The 14971-nt window shown below is 38.1% G+C and carries 13 protein-coding genes; 3 read left to right on the top strand and 10 right to left on the bottom strand.

The window, feature by feature from the left end:
• Positions 1-90: 90 nt before the first annotated feature.
• The 10 genes from rodA to V6W77_RS10815 all read right to left on the bottom strand — a co-directional run bounded on the left by rodA (position 91) and on the right by V6W77_RS10815 (position 11300).
• The gene (gene rodA, locus V6W77_RS10860; RefSeq protein ID WP_025236950.1) at positions 91-1218 is read right to left on the bottom strand and encodes a rod shape-determining protein RodA; all 1128 of its coding nucleotides are present in this window, start codon (positions 1216-1218) and stop codon (positions 91-93) included.
• The gene (gene mrdA, locus V6W77_RS10855) at positions 1211-3160 is read right to left on the bottom strand and encodes a penicillin-binding protein 2 (RefSeq protein ID WP_334232271.1); all 1950 of its coding nucleotides are present in this window, start codon (positions 3158-3160) and stop codon (positions 1211-1213) included. The genes rodA and mrdA overlap by 8 nt, the downstream gene beginning before the upstream one ends.
• Positions 3161-3171: 11 nt before the next feature.
• Complete coding sequence (gene rlmH, locus V6W77_RS10850) at positions 3172-3639, bottom strand: 23S rRNA (pseudouridine(1915)-N(3))-methyltransferase RlmH (RefSeq protein WP_025216358.1); 468 nt, start codon at positions 3637-3639, stop codon at positions 3172-3174.
• A gap of 92 nt (positions 3640-3731) precedes the next feature.
• Complete coding sequence (gene rsfS, locus V6W77_RS10845) at positions 3732-4046, bottom strand: ribosome silencing factor (RefSeq protein WP_025216357.1); 315 nt, start codon at positions 4044-4046, stop codon at positions 3732-3734.
• A 131-nt stretch (positions 4047-4177) separates the two neighbouring features.
• On the bottom strand, positions 4178-5062 hold the full coding sequence (locus V6W77_RS10840) for a DMT family transporter (protein WP_334254634.1): 885 nt from the start codon (positions 5060-5062) through the stop codon (positions 4178-4180).
• Positions 5063-5122: 60 nt separating this feature from the next.
• Positions 5123-6307, bottom strand: a complete 1185-nt coding sequence (gene uxuA, locus V6W77_RS10835) for a mannonate dehydratase (protein WP_283386679.1) — start codon at positions 6305-6307, stop codon at positions 5123-5125.
• A gap of 18 nt (positions 6308-6325) precedes the next feature.
• Complete coding sequence (locus tag V6W77_RS10830; RefSeq protein WP_334235703.1) at positions 6326-7075, bottom strand: FCD domain-containing protein; 750 nt, start codon at positions 7073-7075, stop codon at positions 6326-6328.
• Between the two features lie 22 nt (positions 7076-7097).
• A complete protein-coding gene (locus V6W77_RS10825) occupies positions 7098-9476 on the bottom strand; it encodes a glycoside hydrolase family 31 protein (protein WP_334254633.1) in 2379 nt (792 codons plus the stop codon).
• A 14-nt stretch (positions 9477-9490) separates the two neighbouring features.
• Positions 9491-10792 carry a TRAP transporter large permease gene (locus V6W77_RS10820; protein WP_025343194.1) on the bottom strand — a complete coding sequence of 434 codons (1302 nt, stop codon included), beginning with the start codon at positions 10790-10792 and terminating at the stop codon, positions 9491-9493.
• Between the two features lie 16 nt (positions 10793-10808).
• Positions 10809-11300, bottom strand: a complete 492-nt coding sequence (locus V6W77_RS10815; protein ID WP_334254632.1) for a TRAP transporter small permease — start codon at positions 11298-11300, stop codon at positions 10809-10811.
• 234 nt (positions 11301-11534) lie between these two features.
• On the opposite strand from V6W77_RS10815, the gene V6W77_RS10810 reads away from it, so the two are divergent.
• The 3 genes from V6W77_RS10810 (at position 11535) to uxaC (ending at position 14874) form a co-directional block, all read left to right on the top strand.
• Positions 11535-12533 (top strand): TRAP transporter substrate-binding protein, encoded by a 999-nt coding sequence (locus V6W77_RS10810; RefSeq protein ID WP_334235700.1) that lies wholly within the window; start codon positions 11535-11537, stop codon positions 12531-12533.
• Positions 12534-12609: 76 nt separating this feature from the next.
• Positions 12610-13455 (top strand): SDR family oxidoreductase, encoded by an 846-nt coding sequence (locus V6W77_RS10805; RefSeq protein ID WP_334254631.1) that lies wholly within the window; start codon positions 12610-12612, stop codon positions 13453-13455.
• 15 nt (positions 13456-13470) lie between these two features.
• On the top strand, positions 13471-14874 hold the full coding sequence (gene uxaC / locus V6W77_RS10800) for a glucuronate isomerase (protein ID WP_334254630.1): 1404 nt from the start codon (positions 13471-13473) through the stop codon (positions 14872-14874).
• Positions 14875-14971: the final 97 nt, after the last annotated feature.

The raw sequence follows: 14971 nt of genomic DNA, 5'->3' as shown, positions 1-14971 counted from the left end.
ATGTGGATGTCGCTATTGTTTGTAACGATGATAGTTTCACTGCTTTTTGATACCGCAAAAAAGCAAAAGTTCAGGGCGTTGATACCCTATTTATTTCAGCTTGTCGTAAGGGTTGTTACTACCTGTACGTTTACGATGCACATAAGTGGACATCATCAAGCCAAATGCAGCCATAAGAGTAACATAAGATGTTCCTCCATAGCTAAAGAGTGGTAATGGTACACCGACTACGGGCAAAATACCACTTACCATTCCAATATTTACAAAAACGTAAACAAAGAATAACAGGGCTGTACCGCCCGATAATATACGCCCAAAGGCAGAACCTGATTTTGTGCCAATCATTAAGCCTCTGGCAATAATAAATAAATAGATAGCCAGCAAAATCAAGATGCCTATCATACCATGTTCTTCACTCAAAACGGCAAAAATAAAATCGGTGTGCGGTTCAGGCAAAAATTCCAATTGCGATTGCGTGCCTTCCATCCAGCCTTTACCATTAATACCACCGGAGCCTATCGCAATTTTAGATTGGATAATATGGTAGCCTGCACCCAGAGGGTCTTTATCCGGATCGATTAAGGTCATTACCCGTGTTTTTTGGTAATCGTGCATCAAGAAAAACCACATTATCGGAATAAAGCCTGCCAAAAACACCACGCCTGCACCAATCAATTTCCAGCTTAGCCCAGCTAAAAACAGTACAAAAAGCCCTGCCGAACAAACTAAAATAGATGTCCCTAAATCGGGCTGAATCGCAACCAATAACGTTGGCACGATAATAATTGCCAGAGCGATAAAAGTATCTTTAAAACTTGGTGGAAGTGGTCGCTTACTTAAATAAGTAGCAACCATCAATGGTACGGCGAGTTTAGCAATTTCAGAAGGTTGAAAGCGAACAAAACCTAAATTTAACCAACGCTGAGCTCCTTTACTGGTTTCCCCCACCAAATCCACTAGAATCAGTAATATCAAGCAAAAAACATACAAATAAGGTGATACTTTTTGGTAAAAACGAGGAGGAAACATTGCCATTACTAGCATCAAACCTAAGCCGAGCGAAACTTGTATCACTCGGTTTGTAAACATTCTCTCACTTCCGCCACTAGCACTGTAAAGCACTAATAAGCCGTAGCCGGTAATCGCTAACAAACCGATTAACAAAAGGAGATCAAGCGAAAATAGCTTCCAAAAAAGTTTTTTAAATCCACTATTCATTATTGCCCTCTGTTACAAGCGGTTGATTTTTCTCAGAATTTTGCAAATTAGGTTGTTCACTAACGCCTTTTCTTAACACATAATCCATAATTTGACGAGCAACAGGAGCTGCCGCACTTCCGCCGCCACCGGCATTTTCTAAAATTAATGCCACCACCATTGTCGGGTTTTCATAAGGGGCATAACCGATATACCACGCGTGGTCGTGCAACTCTTTTTTAATTGCATTCTTATCGTAATTTTTACCGTTCAAGTTAAACACCTGAGCTGTTCCCGTTTTACCCGCTGAATGATAAAACGCACTCGCGAATACTTTACGAGCGGTGCCGTTTGACGCGTGGTTTACGTTATACATTCCAAGTTTTGCTAAATTCCAATAAGAATCCGGCACGCCTTTAATATCCTCATAAAGTAGCGGATCTTGATATGGCGTAACTGAATTACTGCTTTGTACTTCAAGCATTAAATGCGGTGTATTCACTCGCCCATTATTGATTAAAATCGCCGTTGCTTTCGCTAACTGAAGCGGTGTTGAAATCCAATAACCTTGCCCGATACCAACAGGAATAGTATCACCCTGAACCCATTGCTTTTTATAACGTTTTTGCTTCCATTCACGGGTTGGCATTACGCCTGCCGATTCCTCAAAAATATCGATTCCTGTTTTTACCCCAAAGCCGAATTTATTCATCCATTCCGACATTTTATCAATCCCCATTTTGTAGGCTAACTGATAGAAGAAGGTATCGGATGACTCGGTAATCGCTTTATTCACATTGGTTGCACCGTGCCCACTACGCTTCCAGTCTCGATAACGTTGCGTTGTGCCGGGTAAAATCCAATAGCCGGGATCAGAAATAGTCGTTGTCGGCGTAATAAGTCCTTCTTCCAAACCGGCTACCGCCATAAATGCTTTAATAGTCGATGCCGGCGGATAAGTCCCTTGAGTTACACGGCTATAAAGCGGTCTATTTGGATCATCAAGCAACGCTTTATAATCCTTACCTGAAATACCGCCCACAAATAAATTATTGTCATAGCTTGGATTAGAGACCATCGCCAAAATGCTACTATCACGCGGATCTAGCACCACAACCGCCCCTTTTTGCTCAGAAATCAGCGACATCACATATTGCTGCAATTCCACATCAATACTTAAACGAATGCTACTGCCGGCAACCCCGGGTTGATCACGCAGCTTACGGATAACCTTGCCACGATTATTAATTTCTACTTCCTCAAAACCTGTTACACCGTGTAATTGATCTTCATAGAATTTCTCGATACCCAGTTTTCCCATATCGTGCGAACCTGCATAATTACCGAATTTCCCTTCTTCTTGCAGCTTTTTCTTGTCATTTTCGTTAATTTTCGCTACATAACCGATAATATGGGTCAATAATTCTCCATAAGGATAATTACGCTTGTAGTACGCCTGCACATCTAAACTAGGAAAGCGGTACTGATTGACAGCAAAACGTGCCATCTGCGTTTCATTCAAATTGCCTTTCAGCATAATCGGCGTATAACGAGAGGTGCGTTTTTTCTCTTTATTGTAGTTCTCGATATCTTCGTCTGTCAGCCCAACCACTTCTCTGAGTTCTTCTAAGGTCTGCTCAATATTCTCCGTTTTTTCCGGCACAATAAACAGCCCGAAATAGGTCAAGTTTTCCGCTAATACTTTTCCATTACGGTCATAAATTAGCCCACGGGCAGGTGGCACTGGCAATAATTTAATACGGTTACCATTTGAACGTGTTTGGTAGTCATCATAATTAACCACTTGTAAATGGTACAGATTAGCTAACAACACGCCAGTTAAGGCAAGTACTCCCACAAACGCAACTAAGGCACGGCGGGCATACAGATTACTTTCTGCCTGCCCGTCTCGTACCTTTTCTCGCTGATTTGATGAAGTGAATTTTGCTAATTTACCAAACATATATCTAACAACTATTCTCGATGATAAGGGTGATTAATGGTTACCGACCACGCCCGATACAAACTTTCTGCCACCACCACACGCACAAGCGGGTGTGGCAATGTTAAAGGCGATAACGACCAACTCTGCTCAGCCGCTGCTTTACATTCAGGAGATAATCCTTCTGGACCACCAATTAACAAAGCAACATCTCGCCCATCATTTTTCCAGCCTTCTAGTTGAGTGGCTAACTGCTCGGTTGTCCAGGGCTTACCCGGAATATCTAACGTAACAATTTTTGCCTTTCCTGCTGCTGCCAACATCGCCTTGCCTTCAAGCTCTAAAATGCGTTTAGTATCAGCATTCTTGCCTCGCTTTCCCGCTGGGATTTCGATCAACTCAAACGGCATATCTTTCGGAAAACGGCGTTGATACTCTTCAAACCCCGTTGTTACCCAGGCTGGCATTTTTGTGCCAACTGCAATTAATTGAATTTTCATTTCTTCTGATACTCACAAGCGGTTAAATTTTTCGAGAAATTTGCAAAAAACTAGCCTAAAATAACCGCTTGCAATGTGATTTAAAATAAGAATTACGCCCAAAGTTTCTCTAATTGATACATCTCACGACTTTCTTCTTGCAACAAGTGAACTATCGCTTGCCCGAAATCCACCACAATCCAATCTGCTACCGCTTTACCTTCATCACCAAACACCTCAACGCCTGCTTGTTTCGCTTCACTAATCAAACGATCCGCCGTTGAAGCCACGTGGCGACTTGACGTTCCTGTGGCTAAAATCATTGTATCGGTAATACTTGATTTACCTTTCACATCAATGGCTAAAATATCTTTCGCCTTTAAATCATCTAAGGTTTTTGTTAAAAACTCGACTAAATTTTGTTCCACTTTATTTCTCTCTCATACCATAAAAACAGAGAATTTTAACATAGATTGGGGAGATATAAGACAACAAGCGGTTATTTTTACAAGATTTTTTGCAAAAACAACCGCTTGTATATCTTATTAAAGAGTAAGGTTCATCTGTTAAACGATTTTCTTCGTATCCAAATAGCAGGTAAGCGATAAATAATCAACGCCCCTAAAATTAAGCTACAACCTAGCCATTTTATAGAACTCAGTTGTTCACCTAAAATCACAATACTAAGTAACAATGTCCATACAGGTTCAAGTAACATAATGAGCGATGAGGTAGCAATCTGGCAATGTTTTTGCCCGATGGTTTGTAATAAAAAACGCAAATTGGTTGAAATAAGCACACTGGCAAAAAACCATATCCAGACACTATTTGGAATAGGGAAAGTCCAAGTTTCCATTATCAAAGAATAAATACTGCAAATAACCCCAACCATTGCAAGTTGAATCGTTGTTAAGGGCAATAATTTAACTTGTTTAGCATATTGGTTATTCAAAACAAAATACAGAGCACCTGATAATGAAGAAAGTAGAAAGATAGAACTGCCTAATGAAAAGTGAAATATGCCTTTATCCATAGAAAGGCAAAAAAGTCCGACTAAGGCAATGGGTAAAGCAATCCAAAATATTTTGGCTGGAGTGTGTTTAAAGATAATCCAAGACAATAAAGGAGCAATAAGCATTGCAAGACTAACTAAAAATGCCCCTTCACCAAAAACAGTACTAAATGCTAATCCTAAAACCCAAAAAATAGTATAAATACCATAAGTCCCACCAGTAATAACCGAATATTTAAATTGCGTTTTATTGATTGTTTTTATCTGTTTATAAGAAAATGGAAGCATAATCAATGTCGCCGAAAGGAAACGAACTCCCATAAATCCAATAGGTGGAAAGCCAGATAACGCATTTTTAGAAAAGAACCAGCCTGAGGCGGCTATGAAGGTTACAAGGAAAAGGATTATTTCTCCGAAATGCCTTTTAAACATATTTGTATGCGAGTAAAAAACGGTTCTCTTATTATAAGAGAACCGTTAGGTTAAAACAATTTAGTCGTTAAAATACACTCTTTTCAACGCTAATTCTAACCCACGAAATTCCGCTAACCCTCTTAAACGACCTATCGCAGAATAGCCCGGATTGGTTTTTTTCTTGAGATCATCCAACATTTGATGGCCGTGGTCAGGACGCATTGGAATTAAACGATGATCGCCATTCGCTTTGCGACGGTATTCCTCAGTTAATAGTGCTTTCACCACCGCAAACATATCCACATCACCAGTTAGGTGATCAGCTTCGTGGAAACTTTGAGGATTCTCTTCACGTTGAGTCGCACGCAAGTGAGCGAAGTAAATGCGATCTGCAAAGGTTTCTGCCATTTTTACCAAATCGTTTTCTGCTAATACGCCATAAGATCCGGTACAGAATGTAAACCCGTTTGCTGCAAGCGGTTGCGTTTCCACAAACCATTGCATATCTTCGATGGTTGATACAATGCGTGGTAAACCTAAAATCGGGCGTGGTGGATCATCTGGGTGAATCGCCATACGAATACCCACTTCTTGTGCAACCGGCACAATTTCATTTAAGAAATAAGCTAAGTGAGTACGGAATTTATCAGCAGAAATACCTTTATAGCGATCTAACTGAGCTTGGAATTCTTCAAGGGTATAACCTTCCTCAGAACCCGGTAAACCAGCAATAATATTTTTAGTCAATTTTGCAATATCAGCTTCGCTCATCTTATCAAAATAGGCTTTCGCTTCTGCTCTCTCTGCTTCTGAATAGGTTTCTTCTGCCCCCGGGCGTTTTAAAATATAGAGTTCAAATGCTGCAAAGGCAACTTGGTCGAAACGTAATGCTTTAGAACCATCCGGCATTTTATAGTCAAGATCAGTACGTGTCCAATCCAGCACAGGCATAAAGTTGTAACATACTGTGTCAACGCCACATTCCGCGAGGTTACGTAACGTTTGTTTGTAGTTATCAATCCATTGTTGGAAATTGCCAGTTTGAGTTTTAATTTCTTCGTGAACCGGCACACTCTCAACAACAGACCAAACCAGACCTTTTTCAGCTAATTGTGCTTTACGTTTATTGATTTCTTCTATCGACCAAACCTGCCCGTTCGGAATATGGTGCAACGCAGTTACGATCCCGGTTGCACCTGCTTGTCTTACATCATCTAAAGATACTGGATCATTTGGTCCATACCAACGCCATGCTTGTTCCATAGTAAACTCCTCGTTATATTAAAAATTTACAGCCAGTGGGCTAACATTAAACAAGTAACCATCAAAGTTTGGATCGTCTAAATCGGATAACTCAAATAGTTTTTGTTTTACATTTTCTAAATGTTGCCACATCATTTTTCTTGCCATTACAGGATCTTTTCGTTGTATAGCAGCAATAATATTTTCGTGATCTTTTAACCATAGATAACGATAACTTTGATCTGGAATATGTGCGTGTAGTCCTTTCCACATTGGGCTATTCGTTCTGTATTCCCATAGATCTTTTTGCATTCGGATAATGACTTCATTTTGCGTAATTTCTGCAATCGCTTTATGGAAGTCTTCATCCGCTACATAATCTTCATTACCGTGTTCTAAAGTACGGCGTTCACGCTCTAAAATTTCTTTCAGATGCAAAACATCTGCTCTGGTCGCTTGAATTGCTGCAAATTCAGCAATACTACTTTCTAATAATTGCCTTGCTTGTAATAATTCAAACGGTCCAACATCGGGTAAATCGTCCGTTTCTTCAATATTTACCTTTGGTAAATTAATCACATAAACACCCGAGCCTTTACGAACTTCTACTAAATTTTCCAGCTCGAGCATAATAAGTGCCTCACGAATAACCGTTCTACTTACATTAAAGTAATTCGATAAATCACGTTCTGCCGGTAATTTGTCGCCTACTTTATAAGCTCCGCTCAGTAATTCTGCTTTTAACTCTTGTCCAATTTTTTTATAAGAACGTAAATCTTCAGGTGCCATATGTTTCTAATAGTGCCTCTAATTAAATATCTAAAATAGATAACTTATAGCCATTTTCAACAGGCTTGCCATTAACGATTAATTGGCGGGTTTCGGTATGAGGTAAAGTAAAGACAAGTTCTTTATATTGTGGCTCATATTGACCTGTTTTAGTTAAATTGACTTTAACTGCTGTATTTGAACAATCTAACTCAATGTCTAAAGTTAAGTATTTACCGTTTAAATAGTCAAAACTTACTCCATCATCATCAAAAATAGATGATGTTGTTTTACCTTGATCAATAAACGGCATAATCAACAATTCACGGTAATCATCTGTTAATATATTAGAACGTCCTTTTGAACCAAGAGGGATGATAGAACCGGCTCTTAAGAATAATGGAATACGTTCTAAAGGTGCATCAACAGTGATTGTGTCTCCACCATAATACCATTGATGTGTATAAAAATCATACCAACCTACATAGTTACGAGGTAAATAAACTTCTCGTTGACGCTGCCCTTCTTCCACTACTGAGGCTACCAATAAATCCTTACCGAATAAGTAATCATCATTTTCTACAAACGTATTTACATCCTGTTCGTGATCTAAGAATGTCGGGCGTAACATTGGTTCTGATTGTGTATGTGCTTGCCATAGCAAATTATAGATATATGGCATTAAACGATAACGAAGCTGAATAGTGTCACGAATAATATTGGTAACTTCAGGATACATCCAAGGCTCATTAACTGTTTTATCATCATTCCAAGAATGTATGGTAAAACGTGGGTGCATTACGCCATTTTGAACCCAACGCACAAACAATTCTGGTTCAGGTTTATTTCCAGAGAAACCACCTACATCATGCCCTACATTATAGAGACCAGATAGGCTCATTCCTAAACCCATTTTGATGTTGTATTTCAAAGTATGCCAACTGGTACGGTTATCTCCTGACCAAGTTTGTACATAGCGGTTCATACCAGCTGAACCGGAACGAGAAATCAGATAAGGTCGAATATTTGGGGTAAACTCTTTTTGAGCCTCAAAGGACGATTTCATCATTAATAATGGCTGTAATGGACGAAGCAATTTAATTGGCAAACCTTTTCCAAAGAAATAGCATTTCGCATAATCATCCCAAACTTCATATTCATTATTATCGTTCCACGTTGAACCAATACCCATTTCCATCAATTGCGTTTTTACGTTTGATTTCCACCAATCTACCGTTGCTGGATTCGTGAAATCTAAATGCGAACCTTCATCATCCCAAAACATTGAACGTTCAGGATTATCGGATTCTGAATCCTTAATAAATAAGCCTTTTTCCGCGACTTCATTGTAACGAGGGTGATCTTGCAACAAACAAGGTTTGATATTTGCCGCCAAATTCATTCCTGCATCCAAGAAGTATTGACTCATTAATTTCGGTTCAGGCACTTTGTCGTAGTTCCAGTTAAACACATAGCGTTTACCGTTAATGGAGGTATAGCCTGAAGATAATTGAAATGAATCACAGGGAATGTTGTGTTCACGACATAAATCTACGAATTTTTTGAGCTGCACTTGAGCATCGGGAGCATCAGTATAACTCATCGTTGAGCCACTATATCCTAAGCTCCAACGAGGACCAAAAATCGTACCGCCTGTCAATTTAGTATATTTTTTAGTAACTTCTAAAATTTGTGGACCTAAAATCATATAGTAATCAAGATCGCCATCTTCTGCTTTGTAATTGCGATAATAAGCGTGGTAGTTATCAATTTCGCTACCTAATACAAACCAACACGGAGCTAAGTTATCGTAATAAATACCATAACTCGCTTCTTCTGAATGAGTAATATAGAATGGAATATGTTTATAAAGCGGATCCATATACTCTGCGTTATAACCCATTGCATCAATATTACGCATCTCAAAACGACGACCGTGTCGGTTTAAATTCCCCGTTTTTTCCCCTAAACCATAGTATTGTTCATTCACGCTACGATTTAGATAGTGGGTAACATTAGTATTAGAAATTCCAAAGAGATAAGCTCCCGTTTTACGATCTGATGCAAAGGTTTTCCACTCCCCATCAACTTTACGCTGCCATTCCAAATAAAGTGGCTGATGTAGAATTACTTTTAAACAAGCGGTCGAAATTTCTAAAGAATTTGCAAATTCGTCCACATTGTAATCAGGTAATGAAAAACCTTCTACAGACCACTTATCTCTCCCTTTCCATTCCACATCATCTGTATTTGGGCTAATTGCCCAAGTTGCAGGCACTTTAAATTCATTGTTTTTTGTAAAAGCAATACGAAAAATATCTTGATCTAATACAAAAATATGTAATCCAATACCACGCTCACATTCAATATCAATACGATTATTTTCGTGCTTGCTAAACCGCCAATTTTTTAATGTTTTCATTTTTTATTCCTTGATTAATAACCTAATAGCAACTGTGGTAAGGCAAGGCTTAGTGAAGGTACGTAAGTTACTAATAATAATGCCAAGATTAAAGCTGCATAAAACGGTAGCAACGGTTTAATCACTTGATTAATTTTCACACCGCCAACTGAACAGCCAATGAACAATGCACTACCAACTGGAGGTGTACAAATACCAATTGATAAGTTAAATGCCATTAAGATACCGAAATGAACAGGATCCATACCTAAATCAGTAACAATTGGGAAGAAAATGGGGGTAAAGATAAGAAGTGCCGGTGTCATATCCATAAATACACCTACAATCAATAAGATAATATTGATGATTAATAAAATCACAATTGGATTATCTGAGATTGCCAATAAACCATCACTAATAGTATAAGGGATATCTGCGTTTGCCATTACCCAAGACATACCCATTGATGTACCAATTAAGAGCAATACAATTGCAGTAGTGACTACGGATTCTAAAATCACTTTCGGCAATTCCTTAATTGATACCTCACGATAAATCAATACAGCAAGAATAAGGGTATAAACAACTGCAAAAGCTGATGCTTCAGTTGCTGTGAAAATACCACCTATAATTCCCCCCATAATGACAACAATTAAACCAAGGCTTGGTAACGCATCTAAGGTTTTCTTAACCACCTCAGATTTGGTTGGCTTTGGTGAAACAGGGTAATTACGCTTTTTGGCAATATATCCAATAATCAACATAATGGATAATCCCATTAGAATACCCGGAATATAGCCAGCTAAGAATAACGCTCCGATTGATGTTCCACCTGTCACTAATGAATAGACAATAAAAGTATTGCTTGGAGGAATAAGTAGCCCTGTTGGACAAGAAGCAATATTTACAGCTGCTGAAAATGCCGGATCATAGCCCTCCTTCCTTTGCAATGGAGACATAATCCCACCCATTGCAGCACCAGAAGCAACCGCAGAGCCTGAAATTGAACCAAACATCATATTTGCTAACACATTTACGTGAGCAAGTGAACCCGGCAAACGACCACCAATCACTTTGGCAAATTCAATCAGACGTAATGCAATCCCGCCACGATTCATTATATTACCTGCAAGAATAAAGAATGGGATTGCAAGTAATGAGAAACTATCTAAGCCAGAAGCCATTTTTTGAGTAATTACGGTAATTGCAGCATCAAAAGGTACCGACATCATCACAGTAATCAAAGACGCTAAGCCAATAGAAAATGAAATTGGTACACCAATAAAAAGGAAAAGAAAGAATGTGGAACAAAGCACAAGAACGACTGACCATTCCATAATATGTTCTCCTATATTAATTTAATGAAGAGACTGGTTTAGCTAACGTAAATAAATCACGAATCACATAAACCAACATAAAGAAGCCACTTAGTGGAATGGCACTATAAACTAACCCCATTTCTACACCTAATACTGGAGAAATTTGTCCAGCATTTATTGTAGAGCTCACTAATTTAATGCCTCCATAGCACATAACCAACACAATGAAACACAAGCTAATTAAGTTAACTACTAAATTTAGACATCTTAATTTATCTGGTGAAGATTCCAACTTCGTCGCTAATAAATCAATAGCCAAATGCTTTTTCTGACCAAATGCATAAGCTGCCCCGATTAAACCAACCCAAATAAATGAAAAACGAGCCAGTTCATCGGTATAGACACTAGGGTCTTGTAATACAAATCGTGAAAACACTTGCCAAACAACACAAATAACAAGAAGAATACTGATGATGACACATAAGGCAGATAATGCTTTATCAATCTTAGATACAAAATTATCCATACAACCCTCTTTAACAAGTAATGACTCAACAAACAAAATTGGTAAACCAATTCTGCTCAATATGGTTATTTTTTGCAATAAGAAATTATTAATTTTGTGATCTGGATCACCAATTTAGAAATTTTGGTTTGATATGTAAAAAATAGCTTTGTATGATAGATTAACAATTCAACAAATGGATACATTAGCGAATTGTAGATTTTGAAATTTTAACTTTATCTAGGAGAACTCAATATGTTCACTAAAAAAACGCTTCTTTCAACTTCATTAGCAACAGTTTTATCGCTAGGTTTAGCATTTTCTGCTTCAGCAAAAACAACATTAAAACTAAATCATAATAATGATAAAACTCACCCAGTTCATATTTCTATGCAAAAAATGGCAGATGAAGTCAAAGAATTAACGAATGGAGAAGTTGTAATTCGTGTCTATCCAAATAGTCAGCTAGGTACTCAGCGTGAATCAATTGAATTACTACAAGCAGGTTCATTAGATATGGCAAAATCAAATGCAAGTGAAATGGAATCATTCGAGCCAACTTATGGTGCATTTAATATTCCTTATCTATTTCATAATGTAGATCACTATTACACTGCATTAAAAGATCCTGAAGTAGGTCAAAAAATCTTAGAAGCTTCTCAAGGTAAAGGATTTTTAGGGCTAACTTACTATGATGGTGGTGCTCGTAGCTTCTATGCAAATAAAGAAATCAGAACACCTGCTGATTTAAAAGGCTTAAAAGTTCGTGTTCAACCAAGTCCAAGTGCTGTAAAAATGATGGAACTTCTTGGAGGCTCAGCAACGCCTTTAGCATACGGTGAACTTTATACAGCCTTACAACAAAAAGTGGTTGATGCAGCAGAAAATAACGAAACTGCATTAACCTTAGCTCGTCACGGTGAAGTATCAAAAATCTTCAGCCAAGATGAACATACAATGATCCCAGATGTGCTATTAATCAGCGAAAAAACGTGGGCTAAATTAACACCTGAACAACAAAAAGCAATCAAAACAGCTGCTAATAACTCAATGATGTCGCATAAAGATTTATGGGCGAAAATGATTGAAGAAGAGAAGAAAAAAGCACAAGAACAAATGGGAGTTAAATTCATCACAGTTGAAAAACAACCATTTATTGATGCGACTAAACCAATGAAAGACGAAGCAAAAGCAAATCCGGCAATTGGTAGCTTAGTAGAAAAAATTGATGCTTTAGCACCAACAGCTAAATAATTTAAAACACATAAATCTATTGCTACCCAAGGTAGCGATAGATTTTTATAAGAATATAAATAGAGAGGATAAATTAATGAATATTGCACAAAATCACAATTTAAAAGATAAAGTCATTGTTGTTACAGGTGCCGGTGGTGTTTTATGCGCCTTCTTAGCCAAAGAGTTAGCTAAAACTAACGCAAAAATCGCTTTGCTTGATTTAAATTTAGAAGCCGCACAAAAAATAGCAGATGAAATCAATACTGAAGGTGGTATAGCAAAAGCTTATCAAACAAACGTTCTAGAATTAGAGAATATTAAAGCAGTACGTGACCAAGTTACTGCTGACTTAGGAACTTGCGATATTTTAATTAACGGTGCTGGCGGTAATAATCCTAGAGCAACTACCGATAACGAATTCCATACTTTTGACTTAAATGAAAGCACTAAAACCTTTTTTGACCTAGATAAATCAGGTGTTGAATTTGTATTCAATTTAAATTACTTAGGTACATTGTTACCAACTCAAGTATTTGCCAAAGATATGATTGGTAAAGAGGGAGCAAATATCGTCAATATTTCCAGTATGAATGCTTTCACTCCATTAACCAAAATTCCTGCTTATTCAGGAGCAAAAGCAGCAATTAGCAACTTTACCCAATGGCTGGCAGTTTATTTCTCTAAAGTGGGAATTCGTTGCAATGCAATTGCACCGGGCTTCTTAGTCAGTAACCAAAATCGTGGACTGCTCTTTGATAGCGAAGGTAATCCAACTGCTCGAGCGAATAAAATTCTAGCCAACACCCCGATGGGACGTTTTGGTGAACCAGAAGAATTATTAGGAGCATTACTATTTTTAGTTGATAGCCAATACTCAAGTTTCGTCAATGGCGTCATTGTCCCTGTAGATGGTGGCTTCTCAGCTTATAGTGGTGTATAACCAAGAGAGGTTTCTATGAAACAATTTTTGTGTGAAGATTTTTTACTTTCAACTTCAACAGCCCAAAAACTCTATTACGATTACGCAAAAGATCAGCCAATTTTTGACTATCATTGCCACCTAAATCCACAAGAGATCTCAGAAAATCGTCAATTCAATAATTTAGCGGAAATTTGGTTAGAAGGAGATCACTATAAATGGCGAGCAATGCGTTCAGCTGGTGTGGAAGAACGTTTAATCACCGGTGATGCGGATAAATACAGTAAATACTTAGCATTTGCGGATACTGTACCAAAATGCATCGGTAACCCAATTTATCACTGGACACACTTAGAATTACGCCGTCCATTTGGTATTACTAACACTCTCTTCTCACCTGAAACAGCAGAAAAAATTTGGTATCAAGGCAAAGAATTACTACAACAACCCGAATTTTCAGCACGTGGCATTATGCAACAAATGAATGTCAAATTAGTGGGTACTACAGATGATCCAATTGATTCATTGGAACATCATAAAACGATCGCACAAGATAATACTTTTGATATTGAGGTTGTGCCAAGTTTCCGACCTGACAGAGCATTTAAAATCGAGCTACCCTTATTCAATGACTACATTGAACAATTAGGCAAAGTAGCTGATATTGAAATCAATACCTTTGATAAATTAAAACAAGCTCTGTTAAAACGTATTGAGCATTTTGATCAACACGGTTGCAAATCGGCTGATCACGGTATTGAGATCGTCCGTTTTGCTCCTATTCCAAATGAAAAAACTCTCGATCAGATTTTGCAAAAAAAATTACAAAATCAACCGCTTGCAGAAGAAGAAATAGCTCAATTCAGCACCTCTTTATTAGTTTGGTTAGGTACGGAATATCACAAACGAAATTGGGTAATGCAAATGCACATCGGGGCAATCCGCAATAATAATACGAGAATGTTCAAATTATTGGGAGCAGATGCTGGCTTTGACTCAATAGGCGATCGCACATTTTCCGAACCACTTTCTCGCTTATTAGACAGTATGGATCAAACTGATCAGCTACCTAAAACCATTTTATACTGCTTAAACCCTCGTGATAATGAAATGCTTGGAAGTATGATCGGCAACTTCCAAACAGGCGGTATTGCAGGCAAAATCCAGTTCGGATCAGGTTGGTGGTTCAACGACCAAAAAGATGGTATGGAACGCCAGCTACAGCAATTATCACAATTAGGCTTACTCAGTCAATTTGTTGGAATGCTAACCGACTCTCGCAGTTTCTTATCCTATACTCGCCACGAATATTTCCGCAGAATCCTGTGTGAACTAATTGGTGGCTGGGTAGAAAAAGGCGAAGCACCAAACGATCTGAATTTGCTTGGCAATATGGTTAAAGATATTTGCTACAACAATGCGAAACGTTATTTCAAATAGGATAGACCAATGAAAAAACTCGCCATCATCGGTGAATGTATGATTGAGCTCAACGGTGAGCCGTTTGGCAATATGCATCAAACTTACGGCGGTGATT

The organism is Mannheimia indoligenes (genome assembly GCF_036880405.1).
Lineage (GTDB): Bacteria > Pseudomonadota > Gammaproteobacteria > Enterobacterales > Pasteurellaceae > Mannheimia > Mannheimia indoligenes.
Note: the sequence above shows the minus strand (reverse complement) of the source record. Positions and strands in the feature narration are given on the sequence as shown.

Bases quoted from the DNA above. Each gene is read 5' to 3' on its own strand.
- rodA (WP_025236950.1), bottom strand. From the start codon at position 1,218: ATGAATAGTGGATTTAAAAAACTTTTTTGGAAGCTATTTTCGCTTGAT.
- mrdA (WP_334232271.1), bottom strand. From the start codon at position 3,160: ATGTTTGGTAAATTAGCAAAATTCACTTCATCAAATCAGCGAGAAAAG.
- rlmH (WP_025216358.1), bottom strand. From the start codon at position 3,639: ATGAAAATTCAATTAATTGCAGTTGGCACAAAAATGCCAGCCTGGGTA.
- V6W77_RS10840 (WP_334254634.1), bottom strand. From the start codon at position 5,062: ATGTTTAAAAGGCATTTCGGAGAAATAATCCTTTTCCTTGTAACCTTC.
- uxuA (WP_283386679.1), bottom strand. From the start codon at position 6,307: ATGGAACAAGCATGGCGTTGGTATGGACCAAATGATCCAGTATCTTTA.
- V6W77_RS10830 (WP_334235703.1), bottom strand. From the start codon at position 7,075: ATGGCACCTGAAGATTTACGTTCTTATAAAAAAATTGGACAAGAGTTA.
- V6W77_RS10825 (WP_334254633.1), bottom strand. From the start codon at position 9,476: ATGAAAACATTAAAAAATTGGCGGTTTAGCAAGCACGAAAATAATCGT.
- V6W77_RS10820 (WP_025343194.1), bottom strand. From the start codon at position 10,792: ATGGAATGGTCAGTCGTTCTTGTGCTTTGTTCCACATTCTTTCTTTTC.
- V6W77_RS10815 (WP_334254632.1), bottom strand. From the start codon at position 11,300: ATGGATAATTTTGTATCTAAGATTGATAAAGCATTATCTGCCTTATGT.
- V6W77_RS10810 (WP_334235700.1), top strand. From the start codon at position 11,535: ATGTTCACTAAAAAAACGCTTCTTTCAACTTCATTAGCAACAGTTTTA.
- V6W77_RS10805 (WP_334254631.1), top strand. From the start codon at position 12,610: ATGAATATTGCACAAAATCACAATTTAAAAGATAAAGTCATTGTTGTT.
- uxaC (WP_334254630.1), top strand. From the start codon at position 13,471: ATGAAACAATTTTTGTGTGAAGATTTTTTACTTTCAACTTCAACAGCC.